Genomic DNA, 15,629 nt, shown 5'->3' on the forward strand with positions numbered 1-15,629 from the left:
GCTTCTCGTCGACGGCGTCGATGCGGTCGTCGATGCGGCGGATCATCCACGCGCCGGCGGCGAAAAGGCTCGCGCCGAGGGTGAGTACGATGCCGATCGCGCTGACGACGATGGTCCAAGTCTCCGTGGTCACGGTGTTATCCCCTCCCTGCCGTGAGCAGGTGCCGTGGCGGTCCTTCGAGGCGGGCGACGGAGATCTTCAGGTCGGTGACGTCGGCGGCGACCGCGTCGATCCGAGAGCTGAGCTTCTCGTCGACGGCGTCGATGCGGTCGTCGATGCGGTGGATCATCCACGCGCCGGCTGCGAAAAGGCTCGCGCCGAGGGTGAGCACGATGCCGATCGCGCTGATGACGATCGTCCAGGTCTCCGTGGTCACGGTGTCATCCTCTTCCCGCGGTGATGAGGTGCCGCGGCGGGCCTTCGAGGCGGGCGACGGAGATCTTCAAATCGGTGACGTCGGCGGCGATCGCGTCGATGCGGTCGTCGAAGCGGCGGATCATCCAGGCGCCGGCGGCGAAGAGGCTGGTGCCCAGGGTGAGTACGACGCCGACGGCGCTGATGATGATCGCGAGGACTTCAGTGGACAACGGGGCTCCCCTTGACGCGGGCGGGTTCAGAATCGACGTTACGCCGCATCTGCCGAGGCGACCTGCGGTATTCCGGCATCCGTGGAAAGGTCTTCGACACTCGGAAAGGGGGAGGAGAAGTCAGTCGGTCGTCGGTGCCGTGACGCGGGATCGCGCCGCGATCAGCACCAGCACCGGCACGAGCGCACAGAAGGCAGCAGACACGAAGAACGTCGTGCTCGACGCCGGGTCGCGGCCGACCAGCAGGATCAGCGTGGGGACGAACGTGCCGCCGACAGCGCCGCAGGCAACGAGCGCACCCGTCACGGCCGCGCTGCGCGCAGGATCCAGCCGGTCGAGGGCGAGCCCCAGGATGAGTCCGTAGCTCGGAGCGAGGAGCACGACCACCGCGGCCAACGCGACGAGTGCGCCCACCGGCGCGGACCCCACCAGCATCCCGGCCGCGGCCATCAGCACGGCTGCCCCGCTCGTCGCCGTGGCGAGGATCACGATCGGCGACACGGACGCCCGGCGCAGGGCCGCCGAGCCGAAACGGCCGACGGCCATCAGCGTCCAGAACGCCGAGGTTCCCAGGGCGGCGAGAGCCGGATCGACATCGAGGATCCGCTCCGGGATCACGGCCGACCAGCCCGACAGCGCGGTCTCGACGCCGACGTAGAGCGGCAGCGCCGCCGCGAACGGCAGCAGCACGAGGAGCCCGCGCACGTCGCGATGCGCAGGAGCTTCGGCAAGGGAGGCCGCAGGAGTCGGGCTGGCGAGCATCGCGATCGTGACGAGGGGCACCACCGCGAGGATGCCGAGAGCCGGGCGCACGTCCGACCCGAGCGCGACGAGCAGCGGCGTGACCGCGGCGCACACCGCGACCGTACCCAGCAGCGCGCTCAGCAGTCCCGTCGCGCTGCCGACAGCCAGGGACTTCGCCGCCACCGAGCCCGAGGCCTCGACCAGCCCGAACCCGAAACCGGCGACGATCGCCGCGGCGATGAACACCCCGGGCGTGCTCGCCGCGGCCACAGCGATGACGGCGGCAGCCTGAAGCGCGCTGCCGAGGATGAGCGTGGTCTGGGGCGGTCGGCGGATCAGGAGCGGACCGGAGACCAGCACGCCCATCAGCAGCCCCGCGAACAGGGCGGGGACGGCGGCGCTGAGGTCGGCCCCGATCGCCCCCTCGGCGCGGGGGAGTATCGCCGGGACGAAGGCCGCCGTGACGCCGAGCCCCGCGAATGCGGTGAACAGCCCCGCCCGTGCGCGCCCCGCGTTCGTCACGCCCCAGCCGCCCGCACGCGGTGCACGGCGGCGAACGTGTCGCGCAGCGCCTCCATCGAGCGGTCGTAGTTCGACTGGGCGACGCCGATGAAGATGCAGTCGACCACCATGAGCTGCGCGATCCGGCTGCCGAGTGCACCCGAGCGGAACCCCGTCTCGCGGGCGGCCGTCGTGAGCACGATGTCGGCCTGATCGGCCAGCGGTGCCCCGGCGTGGTTGGTGATCGCGATGGTCGTGGCGCCTGCCCGACGGGCGAGCAGGAGGAACTCGATCGTGTCGGTGGTCGCGCCGCTGTGCGACACCGCGATCGCGACGTTCCCCGGTCCGAGGGTCGCCGCCGAGGTCCAGGCGGCATGCGGGTCGGACCAGTCCAGCGCCGTGCGACCGATACGGGTGAGCTTGCGCTGCAGGTCGAGCCCGACGATGGAACTCGCGCCCACGCCGAAGATGTCGACCCTGGTCGACGACGTGATGGCTTCCACCGAGGCGCGCAACGATTCGGTGTCGAGTACCTTCGCGGTGTCGGCGAGGGAGAGCGTCTCGGCGAGCGAAACCTTGGCGACGATGTCGGCCAGGGTGTCGTTGCGGTCGATGTCGCCGGAGACGGCGGGGAGAGCTGCCGTGTCGAAGGTCTCCCTTTCCACATCGCGCAGGACGTGGTTGCGCAGCTCCCGCACGTGCTCGTAGCCGAGCCGCTTGCAGAATCGCACGACCGAGGTGGTGGAGGTGTCGCAGCGCTGCGCGAGCTCGGCGACCGAGAGTCCCGCGGTGCCCGCGGGATCGGCGAGGAAGAGGTCGGCGATGCGCTGCTCGCTCGGACGCAGCTCGGGACGGATCGCGCGCATGCGGACGAGGACGGGGTGTGCGCCGGCTTCTTCGCGGGCAGCTTCATTGGACATGGCGGTCTCCGATCGCTGTTCATAACAGTAGAGGAACTTCTGTTACATCTGTAGTGACCTTCGTGTACTTTTGGTACCAACCAAGACCGACGACGTTCACGGGGCGGCAGGCAACAGCGCCTGACCCGACGCCACGGCGACGCGTCCCAGCCAGGAGGAATCTGCAATGAGCACAGCACGGCGAGCGTCATTCGGCGCTCTCACCGCCACGGCCGCCGCATTGGCGCTCGTGATCACCGGTTGTTCCGCACCGGCATCGAACTCCGAGTCCTCTGAGGGCGCGGCGGGCGGCGACCTCGTCATCGGCGTCACCAGCGACCCGGACACCCTGTTCCCCTGGAAGGCCACGCAGTTCCAGGCCGTCAACGTGCTGCAGAACCTGTACGGCACGCTGACCGAGTTCGACGAGGACCTCAACGTCGTCCCCGGCCTCGCCGAGTCCTGGGACGTCTCCGACGACGGCCTCACCGTGACCTTCCACCTGCGGGAGGGCGTCACCTTCGCCGACGGCACCACGTTCGGCTCCGAAGACGTCAAGTACTCGCTCGACGCGATCGCCGCCGAGGCCACCGCCGCCGTCGCGAGCAGCTCCCTCGCCTCCGTCACCGCGGTCGAGGCCACGGACGAGACGACCGTCACCCTCACGCTGAGCGCTCCCGACGCCGCTCTCCCCGCCAACCTCGCCGTGATCAACATGGCCATGCTGTCGTCCGACGACACCGAAGAGGGGCTCAACACGACCCCGAACGGCACCGGTCCCTTCATCCTCGACAGCCGCAAGGCCAGCCAGTCGATCACGCTCGCCAAGAACGAGGACTACTGGGGCGACGCGGCACTGCTCGACACCGTCGAGTTCCGGGTGATCCCCGACGAGTCGTCGATCGTCTCGGCGATGCAGTCCGGCAACGTGCAGCTCGCGGTGTTCGACGACCCGCTGGTCGCGCAGACCGCTGAGGGCGCCAACGTCGAGGTCGCCACGACCCCGCAGCTGAGCTACCACGCCCTGCAGCTGAACGCCACGCGCGGCGACCTCACCGACGTCAACGTGCGCCTCGCGATCCAGTGCGCGATCGACCGCCAGGAGGTGCTCGACACCGCCGCCCTCGGCGAGGGCGAGGTCACCGGCCCGATCACCTCTCCGGCATACAAGTCCGACCCCGAGGCGCGTCCGTGCCCCGAGCGCGACCTCGACAAGGCCGCCGACTACCTCAAGAAGGCGGGCAAGGAAGACGGCGTCACCATCAAGACGATCGTCTCGCAGGGCGAGTACGCGACCTCGGTGAACGAGGCGCAGAACCTCAAGGCCCAGCTCGCCGATGCGAAGATCACGCTCGACATCGAGGTCCTCGAATCCGGTGCCTTCGTCGACCGCTGGATCGCGGCCGACTTCGACGCCGCTGTCGCGCTCAACGGCGGTCGTCCCGACCCCGACGGCATGTACGGCCGCTACTTCACCAGCACCGGAAACCTGAACAAGGTCGCAGGCTACTCCTCGCCCGAGCTCGACGCGCTGTTCGCCGAGGGACGCCAGACGGCCGACCCGGAGAAGCGCAAGGACATCTACGCGCAGGTCTCCGAGAACCTCGAGGACAACGCCGCGTGGATCTGGCTGTTCACGAGCTACACCTACACGGCGACGGCCTCGACCGTCGACGGCTTCGTCCCCATGGTGAACGGCTCGCTGCAGTACCTGCGGACCACCTCCATCAAGTAGCGGATCGAGGGGGCGCGGCACGCCCGCGCCCCCTCCCTCCCCGACGACAGGCACCCCCACACGCGCATGTTCAGACAGATCCTCCGCAACAGCGTGCTGCGACGCATCCTCGCAGCACTCGGCACGCTCCTCGGCGTCGCCATCTTCGTCTTCCTGATGCTGCGCGCCATCCCCGGCGACCAGATCAGCTCCGGCCTCGGCACCGAGGCAGCCGCCCTCACGCCTTCGCAGCGCGCGGCCCTCGAGGCCTACTACGGCCTGGACCAGCCGCTCTTCGTGCAGTTCTTCTCGTGGCTCGGCAACATCTTCACCGGCAACCTCGGCTTCTCATCCCGGGCGCAGACCAGCGTGCTCGACCTGACCGCCGCCGCCCTCCCCGTCACGTTCGAGCTCGCGATCTTCTCGATCGTGATCGCCCTCGCCATCGGCATCCCGCTCGGCATGCTCTCGGCGTCGAAGCCCGACTCGGTCCGCGACGGCTTCGGCCAGGTGGTCGGTCTCGCCGGACTCTCGATCCCGGCGTTCCTGCTCGGCACCGCACTGCTGGCGGTGCTCGCCTCGTCGTTCGGCTTCAACCCCAACGGCCAGGCCTACGCCACGCTCTTCGAGGACCCGCTGCTCAACCTCCAGCAGATGCTGCTGCCGTCGATCGTGCTGGGCTTCGGCATCGCCGCGCCGATCATGCGCACGACCCGCACCGCGGTGCTCGAGATCCGCGCCAACGACTTCATCCGCACCGCGAAGGCGAAGGGCGTCCCGCCGCGCCGCCTGCAGGTGCGGCACGTGCTCGGCAACGCGCTGGTCCCCATCGTCACGATGACCGGCCTGCAGTTCGGGTACCTCCTCGGCGGCGCCGTGGTGGTGGAGCAGATCTTCTCGCTCCCCGGCATCGGACGACAGGTGCTGCTCGGCATCCAGCAGAAGGAGTACGCGCTCGTGCAGAGCACCGTCCTCGTGATCGCACTCGCCTTCGTCATCGTCAACCTGCTCACCGACCTGCTCTACCGGGTCATCGATCCTCGGGTGCGTGCCGCATGACCGACATCTCTCAGACCTCGGCCCTCGCCCCCGGCGGCGGGCGCACCATGGAGCGCGTGCGCCTCCTGCTGCGCAGCCGTAGCGGGCTCACCGGCCTCATCATCGTCGTGCTGCTCGCGGTGCTCAGCCTCGTCTCGGCGTTCGGGCTGCTGCCCTTCGACCCGCTCGCCCAGGATCCGCCGTCGCGCCTGCAGCCGCCCTCGGCCGTGCACTGGTTCGGGACGGACCAGTTCGGTCGCGACGTGTTCTCCCGCGTCGCTGCGGGCGTCGCGAACTCGGCGCTGATCTCCGTCGTCGCGGTCGCCTTCGCCACCGTGGTCGGCACCGTGTGCGGACTCATCGCCGGCTTCTACCGCGGTTTCTCCGATGGCGCGATCACGGCCGTCACGAACGTGCTGTTCGCCTTCCCGCCGCTGCTGCTCGCGCTCTCGCTGGCGTCGGTGTTCGAGCGCAACTGGTTCACCATCGCCGTGGCCATCGCGATCGTCTACGTGCCGATCTTCATCCGCGTGACCCGAGGCCCCGTGCTCTCGCTGCGCGAGGTCGAATACGTCAAGGCCGCCAAGAGCACCGGTCAGAGCCGCATGGCGACCATGTTCCGACACGTGCTGCCGAATATCACGTCGATCATCATCGTGCAGGTCACGCTCTCGCTGTCCTGGGCCGTGCTCACCGAGGCCTCGCTGAGCTTCCTCGGGCTCGGCACCCCGCCGCCCGCACCCTCGCTCGGTTCGATGATCTTCGAGGCGCGCACGCTCGTCACGATCGCCCCGTGGACGATGATCGCGCCCGGTGTGATCGTGGTGCTGCTCGTGGTCGGGCTGAACCTGCTCGGCGACGGCCTCCGCGACAGTCTCGACCCCCGGAACAGAGGAAAGCGATGACCACGGAGGACCTCGGCGGACTCGCCACGGAGGCCAGCGATCCCCGCTACGCGGAGCTCGACCTGATGAGCGTGGCGGAACTCGCGCAGACCATGAACGAGGCGGATGCCACGGTGCCGGCTGCCGTGCAGCGTGCGCTCGGTCAGATCGTCCCCGCGATCGAGGCCACGGCCGCCCGCATGGGGCAGGGCGGTCGCCTGGTCTACGTCGGCGCCGGAACCCCCGGCCGCATCGGCGTGCTCGACGCCTCGGAGTGCCCGCCCACCTTCAGCACTCCGCCCGAACTGGTCTTCGCGATCATGGCCGGAGGGCCCGGTGCGATCGTGAACCCCGTCGAAGGCGCGGAGGACGACGCGGAGGCGGGGGCTGCGGCCATCGACGCCGCCGGCATCGGCCCGCTCGACACCGTGATCGGGATCGCCTCGAGCGGACGCACGCCGTATGTGATCGCCGCCGTCCGCCGGGCGCGCGAGCTCGGAGCGCTCAGCATCGGCCTGTCGTGCAACGTCGGCACAGCACTCAGCGCGGCGGCCGAGCACGGCATCGAGGTCGAGGTCGGACCCGAGGTGCTCTCCGGATCGACCCGGCTCAAGTCGGGCACCGCCCAGAAGCTCGTGCTGAACATGTTCTCGACCATCTCGATGGTGCGGGGCGGCAAGGCCTACGGCAACCTGATGGTGGATCTGAAGGCCACGAATCACAAGCTCCGTGAGCGGGCGATCCGGATGGTGCAGACCATCGCGGATGCCGACCGCGACACGGCGGTGGCTGCGCTGGAGACCGCCGCCTACGACGTGAAGCTCGCGTCGATCATGATTCGCCGCGGTGAGGACCTCGCCGCGGCCACCGCACGACTGGGTGCCGCCGACGGACGGCTGCGCACCGCACTGGAGGAGAACTGATGCGCGTCCTCGGACTGATCTCCGGCACCTCGCACGACGGGATCGATGCCGCCGTCGTCGACTTCACGACCAGCGGCGGCTTCACCGCGCACGGTGTGGATCTGCACGGCACGGTGCTCGCGGCGACGAGCGTGCCCTACGCCCCCGAACTGCGGGCGCGACTGATCGCTGCCCTGCCGCCCGCCCAGACGACGCTCGCTGAGGTGGCCGAGCTCGACACCCTCATCGGGCAGGCGTTCGCCGAGGTCGCAGCCGACATCGCGGCCGAGGTCGGCGGGGTCGACGCGGTGTGCTCGCACGGACAGACCGTCTACCACTGGGTCGACGGCGCGCACGCGCGGGGCACCCTGCAGATCGGGCAGCCGGCCTGGATCGCCGAGAAGGTCGGCGCCCCCGTGGTGTCCGACATCCGCATCCGTGACATCACTGTCGGCGGCCACGGCGCCCCGCTGGTGTCGTTCCTCGACGAGCTGCTGCTGCGCTCGCGCGCCGGCATCTCGGCGGCCCTGAACCTGGGCGGCATCTCGAACATGACCGTGGTGCGTCAGGACGGCCTCGTCGCCTACGACATCGGCCCGGCGAACGCGCTGGTCGACGCGGTCATCGTCGAGCACGACCTCAACCCGCTCGGCTACGACGACGACGCCGCGATCGCCCGCACCGGACAGGTCGACGAGGCGCTGCTGGCAGCCCTGCTCGAAGACCCGTACTACGCCCTCACCCCGCCCAAGAGCACGGGCAAGGAGCACTTCCACCTCGGCTACGTGCACGAGCACCTGGCTGCGCAGGGCCGCGAGATCGCGGTCGCCGATGTCGTGCGCACCCTGACCGAGCTCACGGTCCGCACGGTGGCGCGCGACGTGGAGGCCGCGGGCATCGGGTTCCTCGCCGTGTCGGGCGGCGGATGCCGCAACCCGCTGATCCTCGACGGACTGCGCGCCGCGCTGCCCTCGACGGAGGTCGTGCTCGCCGACGAGCTGGGTGCCGCGGCCGACAGCAAGGAAGCCATCCTCCTCGCGCTCATCGGCTGGTCCACGATGCACGGCGTTCCCGCGATCGTCCCCGGCGGCACCGGTGCGCGCGAGCCGCGGATCCTGGGCACCATCACGCCGGGCGTCGGTCCGCTGCAGATGCCCGAGCCCGTCGCCTCCATCGATTCCCTCGTGCTCGCGGAGGCCTCGGCATCGTGAACCTCCAGGTGCGCCCCGCCACCCCGGAAGACCTGTCCGGGGTGCTCGAGGTGTTCCTCGCGTGCTGGCGGGAGAGCTACCGGGATCTACTCCCCGACGCGGCGATCGATGCGATGACGGATGAGCGGGCCGAGGCGCTGTGGCGCCGGGTGCTCGCCGATCCGGCGGGCGTCGTGCTCGTCGCCGAGCGCGACGGTGAGATCGTCGGGATCACCCGGTATGCCGCGACCCCCGGCGATGGCGACCGGGTCGACGGCGCGGTGCACTCGCTGTACGTCTCGCCGCGGGCCCACGGGGGCGGGATCGGCGGCGGGCTGCTGGCTCAGGCGGCGGCGGAGCTGCAGGATGCCGGGGCCGAGGCCGCGACGCTCTGGGTGTTCGCGGCGAATGCCCCGTCGATCGGGTTCTACGAGTCGAAGGGCTGGCGTCCCGACGGAGCCACCCGCACCCAGCCGGAGTTCGGTGAGCCCGAACAGCGCATGCGCAGGGAGTGGACATGACCGCCGCCGCAGCCGTCGCCGCCGTCCTCGCCACGGACTCCGCACCGCGCGGCGCCGTCGCGGGTGTCGTCACCGACGCCGGGCGCGACGTCGCCGCGGGCGGCCTGGCCGACCTGGCCGGAACGCCGATGACGACCGGGACCGCGTTCGACATCGCCTCGGTATCGAAGGTCGCCGCGACCACGACCGCGATCCTGCGACTGGTCAGCCGCGGCGACATGGGCTTCGATGACCGCGTCGACCGCCTCGTCTCCGGCACTGCCTGCGCACCCGGGACGACCGTGCGTCACCTGCTGCAGCACCGCGCGGGTCTGTGGGAGTGGCAGCCGCTCTACCTCGATCACGCACACGCCGCCGACCCCGCGGCCGCGGCCGACGCGATCCCGCTCCGCTACGGCCTCGACGAGGGCCGTCACTACTCCGACCTCGGATTCCTGCTCCTCGGCCGCATCATCGCCGCCGTCACCGGGCTGCCCCTGGACGCCGCCGTCCGCGAGCTCGTTACCGTACCCCTCGGGCTCGACCGCACCGGATACGGCCCGGTCACCGCGCCCGTCGCCTCGTCGTCGGTCGGTGACGCCGCCGAACGCCGCATGGTCGCGACCGGTGAGCCCTATCCGATCCTCGCCGCCGACCGCACATTCGCCTGGCGCGAGGGCGAGATCACAGGCAGCGTGAACGACGGCAACAGCTTCCACGCCGCCGGTGGCATCTCTGGCCACGCCGGACTCTTCAGCACCGCCGACGACCTGCTCACCCTGGGTGCCGCGCTCGCCGCTCCCGAGCCGCATCCCGAGCTGTGGCATCCGGATGCGACAGCCGACCTGTTCCGCGACGGACCCGACGCCGGGCAGGCGCTGGGCTGGCGCAGCGACACGGTCGCGGTCGGCGGCCGACCGACCCGGATGCTCTGGCACCCGGGCTTCACGGGCTGCGCGCTGGGATTCGTGCCGGGCACCGGCACCGCCGCGGTCCTGTTGAGCAACCGCCTCTTCGCCCCCGAACCCGCGCCGACCGAGGCGCTGTGGCGCACCGCGCTCCCCGCGCTCCTGGGCGGCAACGACCTGGACGACAACGAAGGAACGAGAACACCATGAGCACCACCGAGCCCGTGCTGAGCATCAGCGGCCTCGCCGTCGCCTTCCGGACCGGATCCGAACTGGTCACCGCCATCAGCGACATCAGCATCGACGTCGCCGCCGGTGAGACTGTCGCGATCGTGGGGGAGTCCGGGTCGGGCAAGTCGACCACCGCCGCCGCTGTCAACCGTCTGCTGCCGGAGAACGGTGTGATCACCGCCGGCAGCATCCGCTTCGACGGGCGCGAGCTGACCGATCTGCCCGAGAACGCGATGGTCTCCCTGCGCGGTGCCGGGATCGGCCTCGTGCCGCAGGACCCGATGTCGAACCTCAACCCGCTCATGCGCGTGGGCGAGCAGATCGGCGAGGCGCTCGAGGTGCACGGCCACACCCACGGCGATGCCACGAAGGCACGGGTCGTCGAGCTGCTCGAGATGGTGGGGATCGCGGATGCCGCGCAGCGGGCGCACCAGTACCCGCACGAGTTCTCGGGCGGTATGCGCCAGCGCGTGCTGATCGCGATGGGGCTCGCCTGCAAGCCGCGCCTGCTGATCGCCGACGAGCCCACCTCGGCCCTCGACGTGACCGTGCAGCGGCGCATCCTGGACCAGCTCGATGCGCTCACCGATGACCTCGGCACCGCCGTGTTCCTCATCACGCACGACCTCGCCCTCGCTGCCGAGCGCGCCGACCGCATCGTCGTGATGTTCCGCGGTCACATCGTGGAGGAGGGCACCTCGGCCGAGGTGCTCGGCAACCCGCAGCACGAGTACACGAAGCAGCTGCTCGCCGCGGCACCGAGCCTCGCCTCCCGCCGCGAAGCCCTGCCGCAGCGCGAGGCCGCCACCGGGACGCCGTTCGTCGAGATCCGCGACCTCCGCAAGGAGTTCGCCCTCCGGTCTCCCAAGGCGGGCGAGCCCGAGACGTTCACCGCGGTCGACGGGGTGAGCTTCGAGATCCGTCGCGGCACGACCGTCTCGATCGTGGGCGAGTCGGGGTCGGGCAAGTCGACCACGGCGAACATGGTGCTCGGCCTCGAGGACGCCACGTCGGGATCGATCCTGTTCGACGGGCTCGACCTGACCACGCTCCGCCGTAAGGAGCTGTTCGCGTTGCGCCGCCGTGTGCAGCCGGTGTTCCAGAACCCCTACGCCTCGCTCGACCCCCGCTACACGGTCGAGCAGTCGATCGCCGAGCCGCTGCGGGTGCACCGCATCGGCACCGCGGCCACCCGTCACGCCCGCGTGCTCGAGCTGCTGGAGCAGGTCGCCCTGCCCGCGGCGATGGCCGAGCGCCTGCCGCATGAGCTGTCGGGCGGTCAGCGCCAGCGCGTCGCGATCGCCCGGGCGCTCGCGCTCGAACCCGAACTCGTGGTGCTCGACGAGGCCGTGTCGGCGCTCGACGTGCTCGTGCAGGCGCAGATCCTCGACCTGCTCGCTGACCTGCAGAAGCGCCTGGGCCTGAGCTACCTGTTCATCAGCCACGACCTCGCGGTCGTGCGGATGATCTCCGACGAGGTGCATGTCATGCAGCGCGGCGTCGTGGTCGAGAGCGGCACCCCCGAGCGCATCTTCGACGACCCGCAGCATCCCTACACCCGCGAGCTCCTCGCTGCGATCCCGGGGGCGACGCTGGCCTCCTGATCAGGAGCGGGGTCCGGGGTCAGCGGGACCTGTCGTCGTCGTCCCAGGGGCCTTCCCACCAGCCGGCGCGGCCGTCGTCCGAGCCGCCGCGCCCCCGGCGGGAGCGGACGAACTGCACGACGAACACGGTCAGCGAGCTGAGCAGGATCAGGAAGACCACCAGGAACAGCACGTCGCTCTGATTCATGGGCGTTTCCCCTCCGCGGCATCCGCCACGATCTTCGCGATGCGGGCTGCCCGGGTCTCCGTGCGCTTGGCCATCGCGATGTGCGTGAGTCCGAACTTCTTGACGGACTTCGGGAATGCATCCCAGTTCTCGCGCGCGGCGGGCACCGCGTCGAGTGCGGCGGCGAACTCCTCCGGTTCGGTCCCGGCTTCCGGGCCGTCGAGCACGGTCCACGAGCCGTTCGCCTTCGCGACCTCGAGCACACGGATGCCGGCCGGAGCGAGCAGACCCTCGGCCTCGAGTTCCGCGATCCGCGCCTTGTTCGTCGCCGCCCAGCCGCTGCCGGGGCGGCGCGGGGAGAACCACTGCCCGTTGGCGCGGTCGTCGGTTCCGTCGTCGAAGACACGCACGGGGCCATCGATCCATCCGAAGCACAGCGCCTGCCGCACGGCATCCTCGTAGCCGACGCCGTCGGACGAGCCGCGCACGCTCAGCAGCCAGACGCCCGCCGCGCGCTCGTGGTTCGCCTCGAGCCAGGCGCGCCAGGCCGCGGCGTCCGCCGCCCGGAGTCGTTCACCCTCGTCGAGTGCGCCCATCGGCTACTTCTTGATCTTGACCGTCGTGATCGTCTCGGTGATCCGCGGGAGCAGGTCGGCGACCGACTGCACGATCTCATCCGGGCGGAACGGGTACTTCTCGATCTCGGCCTGGTCGCTGATGCCGGTGAGCACCAGGATCGTGTGCAGACCCGCCTCGATGCCGGCGACGACGTCGGTGTCCATGCGGTCGCCGATCATGCCCGTGCGCTTCGAGTGCGCGCCGATCTTGTTCAGGGCCGAGCGGAACATCATCGGGTTCGGCTTGCCGACCACGTACGGCTCCTTGCCGGTGGCCTTCGTGATGAGCGCGGCGATGGCGCCCGTCGCGGGCAGCGGTCCGTCGGCGCTCGGGCCCGTGGCATCCGGGTTCGTCACGATGAAGCGCGCGCCGCCGATGATGAGGCGGATGGCCTTCGTGATCGCCTCGAACGAGTAATTGCGCGTCTCGCCCACGACCACGAAATCGGGGTTGGTCTCGGTCATGATGAAACCCGCATCGTGCAGTGCGGTGAGGATGCCGGCTTCGCCGATCACGAAGGCAGAGCCCCCGGGGAGCTGCTGCTTCAGGAAGTCGGCGGTCGCGAGGGCCGAGGTCCAGATGCGCTCCTCGGGCACGTGCAGTCCGCTGGTGCGCAGGCGAGCCGACAGGTCGCGAGCGGTGAAGATCGAGTTGTTCGTCAGCACCAGGTACGGGATGCCCGCGCTCTCCCAACCGGCGAGCAGTTCGGATGCTCCGGGGATGGCGTCGTTCTCATGGACGAGCACGCCGTCCATGTCGGTGAGCCAGCATTCGATGTCGTCACGTTGTGCCATGTGCACAGCCTAGAGGCCCCAGGCGACGTGCACCTGACCGTGTTGCGGAGCCGTCAGGCGCTGAGCCAGACCACCTGCGCCGCGCCGTCGGGCAGCGCCGTCTGCGCGCCGTCGATCTCCACCCCGGATGCCGTCACCGCGACCGTGGATGCGACCGCCAGGCCCAGTGTCTCGAGAGCTCGCAGCAGCTCGGGGTCGCGGTCGTCGACGCGCAGCACCCGGCCCGCGTGCCCGGCCGGCGCATCGGCGAGCAGCACGAACGGCTCACGCTCGATGTGACCGTCGGCGTCGGGGATCGCATCGCCGTGCGGGTCGAAGCGCGGGCGGCCGAGGCGCGCGTCGATACCCTCCAGCAGTCGGTCGCTGATGGTGTGCTCGAGGACCTCGGCCTCGTCGTGCACCTCGTCCCAGCCGTAGTCGAACTCCTGCACCAGCCAGGTCTCGATCAGGCGGTGCCGGCGCACCATCGCAAGGGCGCGCACGGTCCCGGCATCCGTCAGCCGCACCGCACCGTAGGGCACGTGCGAGACGAGACCCGCGGCGGCGAGCTTCTTCACCATCTCGGTGACCGACGAGGGGGCGATGCCGAGCTTCGCGGCGAGCACCGAGGGAGTGATGGGGGCGTCCTGCCACTCGGTGTGCGCGTAGACGGTCTTCAGATAGTCGTCAGCTGCAGGGGATGCCACCGGACCAGCTTAGGTCAGTTCGTCGCGGCGGCCAGCAGGCTGTATGCGGCCTGACCCGCGAAGAACAGGACCAGGAAGCCGAGGAGGGCGCCGGCCAACGAGAGCCGGCCGTCGAACCCCTCGATCTCGGCGATGCCGATCTTGCGCGCGCGGAACGCCAGCACGAGAGTGGCGACGCCGAGAGCCAGCTGCACCCACGGGCTGCCGGGGCCGATGACCTTCGGGAACGCGATCAGCAGGCCGCCGATCACGCCCGTCGCGAGGCCGATCCAGGTGAGGATGCGGACGTTGCGGCGGGCGTTCTCGGCAGACATGCTGTCGAGCCTATCCGGGTCAGGCCCCCGTCAGGACGAGCCAGAGCAGCGCTCCGTTGAGGGCGATCAGCAGCACGGAGGCGATGATTCCGGCGGCCGTCGTCCAGCGCCGGTTGACCCAGGCGCCGAGGGTGCGTCGCTGCGCGGTGAGCACGACCAGCGGGATCAGGGCGAAGGGGATGCCGAACGAGAGCACCACCTGGCTGAGCACCAGGGCGAGTGTCGGATCGAAGCCGATGCCGAGGATGATGAGCGCGGGGATCAGCGTGACCAGGCGGCGGGCGAGCAGCGGGATGCGCACGTGCAGCAGGCCGTGCATGATCTCGGCTCCCGCGTAGGCGCCCACCGAGGTCGAGGCCAGTCCGGATGCGAGGAGTCCGACGGCGAAGAAGGTTGCGACGACGGGCCCGAGCCCCGCGGCGAGAGCGGCGTGCGCGCCCTCCAGCGAGTCGGTGCCCTCGACCCCGGCGAGGTTCGCGGCGGCGAGCAGCAGGATGCAGAGGTTCACGGAGCCGGCGATCACCATCGCGATCGACACGTCCCAGCGGGTGGCGGTGAGTAGACGGCGGATGCGCGAGGTCTCGGTACGCACCGCCTCGTCGCCGGCGTGGGCGGTCGTGGCGCCGAAACGGTCGCGGGCGAGGGAGGAATGCGCGTAGATCGCGTGCGGCATGATCGTCGCGCCGAGGATGGATGCGGCCAGCAGGACCGAGCCGGTGTCTTCGAAACGCGGAACCATTCCGCCGAGCACCCCTGCCGGGTCCGGCGGAGCGACGAAGACGCCGGCGACGAAGCCGATCGTGATGATGGCCATGAGCCCGATGATCACGAACTCGAAGGGGCGGGCCCCGCGGCGGGACTGGACCGTGAGCAGGATCATCGAGACCGCGCCGGTGATCAGTCCGCCCAGGAGCAGCGGCACGTCGAACAGCAGGTTCAGCGCCACCGCGCCGCCGATGACCTCGGCCAGGTCGGTGGCCATGGCGACGAGCTCGGCCTGCAGCCAGTACGCGCGGCGGGCCCATGGCCGCTTCAGCCGTGCGCCCAGCACCTCGGGCAGGCTCTGTCCGGTGACGACGCCCAGCTTCGCGGAGAGGTACTGGATCAGCCACGCCATGATGTTGCCCGCGAGCACGACCCACACCAGCAGGTAGCCGTACTGGGCCCCCGCGGTCATATTGCTGGCGACATTGCCGGGGTCGAGGTACGCGACGCCGGCGACGAGGGCCGGGCCGAGCAGCCAGAGGCTGCGCGGAGCCCTGGCCGGGGGCGCGGTCGGGGTCGTCATCGGGAGCGAGGAATTTTTAGGCACACCGAAACCGTAGCGTATTTTTCGGTGGACCTAAAT

The 15,629-nt window shown here is 70.3% G+C and carries 18 protein-coding genes; 8 read left to right on the forward strand and 10 right to left on the reverse strand.

Features of this window, described 5'->3' with window-relative positions; all coding sequences use genetic code 11:
• Positions 1-137: 137 nt before the first annotated feature.
• The 4 genes from GZ67_RS0107905 to GZ67_RS0107920 form a co-directional block, all read right to left on the reverse strand.
• Entirely contained in the window at positions 138-377 is a 240-nt protein-coding gene (locus tag GZ67_RS0107905) for a hypothetical protein (protein WP_029273850.1), read from the reverse strand.
• A 4-nt stretch (positions 378-381) separates the two neighbouring features.
• Positions 382-588: a hypothetical protein gene (locus GZ67_RS0107910; RefSeq protein WP_029261270.1), complete on the reverse strand. Its 207-nt coding sequence runs from the start codon at positions 586-588 to the stop codon at positions 382-384.
• Positions 589-708: 120 nt separating this feature from the next.
• Entirely contained in the window at positions 709-1,854 is a 1,146-nt protein-coding gene (locus GZ67_RS0107915; RefSeq protein WP_029261269.1) for an MFS transporter, read from the reverse strand.
• Positions 1,851-2,753: a MurR/RpiR family transcriptional regulator gene (locus tag GZ67_RS0107920; RefSeq protein ID WP_029261268.1), complete on the reverse strand. Its 903-nt coding sequence runs from the start codon at positions 2,751-2,753 to the stop codon at positions 1,851-1,853. The genes GZ67_RS0107915 and GZ67_RS0107920 overlap by 4 nt, the downstream gene beginning before the upstream one ends.
• 166 nt (positions 2,754-2,919) lie before the next feature.
• Here GZ67_RS0107920 and GZ67_RS0107925 point away from each other — a divergent pair, with 166 nt between their 5' ends.
• The 8 genes from GZ67_RS0107925 to GZ67_RS0107960 all read left to right on the forward strand — a co-directional run bounded on the left by GZ67_RS0107925 (position 2,920) and on the right by GZ67_RS0107960 (position 11,703).
• Positions 2,920-4,467: an ABC transporter substrate-binding protein gene (locus GZ67_RS0107925; RefSeq protein WP_029261267.1), complete on the forward strand. Its 1,548-nt coding sequence runs from the start codon at positions 2,920-2,922 to the stop codon at positions 4,465-4,467.
• Positions 4,468-4,533: 66 nt separating this feature from the next.
• Complete coding sequence (locus GZ67_RS0107930; protein WP_029261266.1) at positions 4,534-5,505, forward strand: ABC transporter permease; 972 nt, start codon at positions 4,534-4,536, stop codon at positions 5,503-5,505.
• On the forward strand, positions 5,502-6,389 hold the full coding sequence (locus tag GZ67_RS0107935; protein WP_029261265.1) for an ABC transporter permease: 888 nt from the start codon (positions 5,502-5,504) through the stop codon (positions 6,387-6,389). The genes GZ67_RS0107930 and GZ67_RS0107935 overlap by 4 nt, the downstream gene beginning before the upstream one ends.
• Positions 6,386-7,291, forward strand: coding sequence for an N-acetylmuramic acid 6-phosphate etherase (murQ, locus tag GZ67_RS0107940; protein ID WP_029261264.1), 906 nt, complete (start codon positions 6,386-6,388; stop codon positions 7,289-7,291). Before GZ67_RS0107935 ends, murQ begins: the two co-directional genes overlap by 4 nt.
• Entirely contained in the window at positions 7,291-8,481 is a 1,191-nt protein-coding gene (locus GZ67_RS20540) for an anhydro-N-acetylmuramic acid kinase (protein WP_029261263.1), read from the forward strand. The genes murQ and GZ67_RS20540 overlap by 1 nt, the downstream gene beginning before the upstream one ends.
• On the forward strand, positions 8,478-8,981 hold the full coding sequence (locus tag GZ67_RS20790; protein WP_051662432.1) for a GNAT family N-acetyltransferase: 504 nt from the start codon (positions 8,478-8,480) through the stop codon (positions 8,979-8,981). The genes GZ67_RS20540 and GZ67_RS20790 overlap by 4 nt, the downstream gene beginning before the upstream one ends.
• Entirely contained in the window at positions 8,978-10,078 is a 1,101-nt protein-coding gene (locus GZ67_RS0107955; RefSeq protein ID WP_051662433.1) for a serine hydrolase domain-containing protein, read from the forward strand. Before GZ67_RS20790 ends, GZ67_RS0107955 begins: the two co-directional genes overlap by 4 nt.
• On the forward strand, positions 10,075-11,703 hold the full coding sequence (locus tag GZ67_RS0107960) for an ABC transporter ATP-binding protein (protein WP_029261260.1): 1,629 nt from the start codon (positions 10,075-10,077) through the stop codon (positions 11,701-11,703). The genes GZ67_RS0107955 and GZ67_RS0107960 overlap by 4 nt, the downstream gene beginning before the upstream one ends.
• Positions 11,704-11,722: 19 nt before the next feature.
• On the opposite strand, the gene GZ67_RS20795 is transcribed toward GZ67_RS0107960, so the two are convergent.
• The 6 genes from GZ67_RS20795 to GZ67_RS0107990 are packed head-to-tail and all read right to left on the reverse strand — an operon-like array spanning position 11,723 to position 15,569.
• Entirely contained in the window at positions 11,723-11,890 is a 168-nt protein-coding gene (locus GZ67_RS20795) for a hypothetical protein (RefSeq protein ID WP_168380811.1), read from the reverse strand.
• Positions 11,887-12,465, reverse strand: coding sequence for a YdeI/OmpD-associated family protein (locus tag GZ67_RS0107970; protein WP_029261259.1), 579 nt, complete (start codon positions 12,463-12,465; stop codon positions 11,887-11,889). The genes GZ67_RS20795 and GZ67_RS0107970 overlap by 4 nt, the downstream gene beginning before the upstream one ends.
• Before the next feature lie 3 nt (positions 12,466-12,468).
• Positions 12,469-13,281: an HAD-IIA family hydrolase gene (locus GZ67_RS0107975; RefSeq protein ID WP_029261258.1), complete on the reverse strand. Its 813-nt coding sequence runs from the start codon at positions 13,279-13,281 to the stop codon at positions 12,469-12,471.
• Positions 13,282-13,334: 53 nt separating this feature from the next.
• Positions 13,335-13,967, reverse strand: a complete 633-nt coding sequence (locus GZ67_RS0107980) for a metal-dependent transcriptional regulator (protein ID WP_029261257.1) — start codon at positions 13,965-13,967, stop codon at positions 13,335-13,337.
• Positions 13,968-13,981: 14 nt separating this feature from the next.
• Entirely contained in the window at positions 13,982-14,281 is a 300-nt protein-coding gene (locus GZ67_RS0107985; protein ID WP_029261256.1) for a hypothetical protein, read from the reverse strand.
• Between the two features lie 19 nt (positions 14,282-14,300).
• Positions 14,301-15,569 (reverse strand): Nramp family divalent metal transporter, encoded by a 1,269-nt coding sequence (locus GZ67_RS0107990; protein WP_029261255.1) that lies wholly within the window; start codon positions 15,567-15,569, stop codon positions 14,301-14,303.
• Positions 15,570-15,629 lie beyond the last annotated feature (60 nt).

Origin of the sequence: Microbacterium sp. Cr-K20 (assembly GCF_000708325.1) — a bacterium.
Taxonomy (GTDB): domain Bacteria; phylum Actinomycetota; class Actinomycetes; order Actinomycetales; family Microbacteriaceae; genus Microbacterium.

What these genes read in the sequence shown, in the direction of transcription:
- GZ67_RS0107920 (WP_029261268.1), bottom strand. Translation starts at nt 2,753, where the DNA reads ATGTCCAATGAAGCTGCCCGCGAAGAAGCCGGCGCACACCCCGTCCTC.
- GZ67_RS0107925 (WP_029261267.1), top strand. Translation starts at nt 2,920, where the DNA reads ATGAGCACAGCACGGCGAGCGTCATTCGGCGCTCTCACCGCCACGGCC.
- GZ67_RS0107930 (WP_029261266.1), top strand. Translation starts at nt 4,534, where the DNA reads ATGTTCAGACAGATCCTCCGCAACAGCGTGCTGCGACGCATCCTCGCA.
- GZ67_RS0107935 (WP_029261265.1), top strand. Translation starts at nt 5,502, where the DNA reads ATGACCGACATCTCTCAGACCTCGGCCCTCGCCCCCGGCGGCGGGCGC.
- murQ (WP_029261264.1), top strand. Translation starts at nt 6,386, where the DNA reads ATGACCACGGAGGACCTCGGCGGACTCGCCACGGAGGCCAGCGATCCC.
- GZ67_RS20540 (WP_029261263.1), top strand. Translation starts at nt 7,291, where the DNA reads ATGCGCGTCCTCGGACTGATCTCCGGCACCTCGCACGACGGGATCGAT.
- GZ67_RS0107955 (WP_051662433.1), top strand. Translation starts at nt 8,978, where the DNA reads ATGACCGCCGCCGCAGCCGTCGCCGCCGTCCTCGCCACGGACTCCGCA.
- GZ67_RS0107960 (WP_029261260.1), top strand. Translation starts at nt 10,075, where the DNA reads ATGAGCACCACCGAGCCCGTGCTGAGCATCAGCGGCCTCGCCGTCGCC.
- GZ67_RS20795 (WP_168380811.1), bottom strand. Translation starts at nt 11,890, where the DNA reads ATGAATCAGAGCGACGTGCTGTTCCTGGTGGTCTTCCTGATCCTGCTC.
- GZ67_RS0107970 (WP_029261259.1), bottom strand. Translation starts at nt 12,465, where the DNA reads ATGGGCGCACTCGACGAGGGTGAACGACTCCGGGCGGCGGACGCCGCG.
- GZ67_RS0107975 (WP_029261258.1), bottom strand. Translation starts at nt 13,281, where the DNA reads ATGGCACAACGTGACGACATCGAATGCTGGCTCACCGACATGGACGGC.
- GZ67_RS0107985 (WP_029261256.1), bottom strand. Translation starts at nt 14,281, where the DNA reads ATGTCTGCCGAGAACGCCCGCCGCAACGTCCGCATCCTCACCTGGATC.
- GZ67_RS0107990 (WP_029261255.1), bottom strand. Translation starts at nt 15,569, where the DNA reads ATGACGACCCCGACCGCGCCCCCGGCCAGGGCTCCGCGCAGCCTCTGG.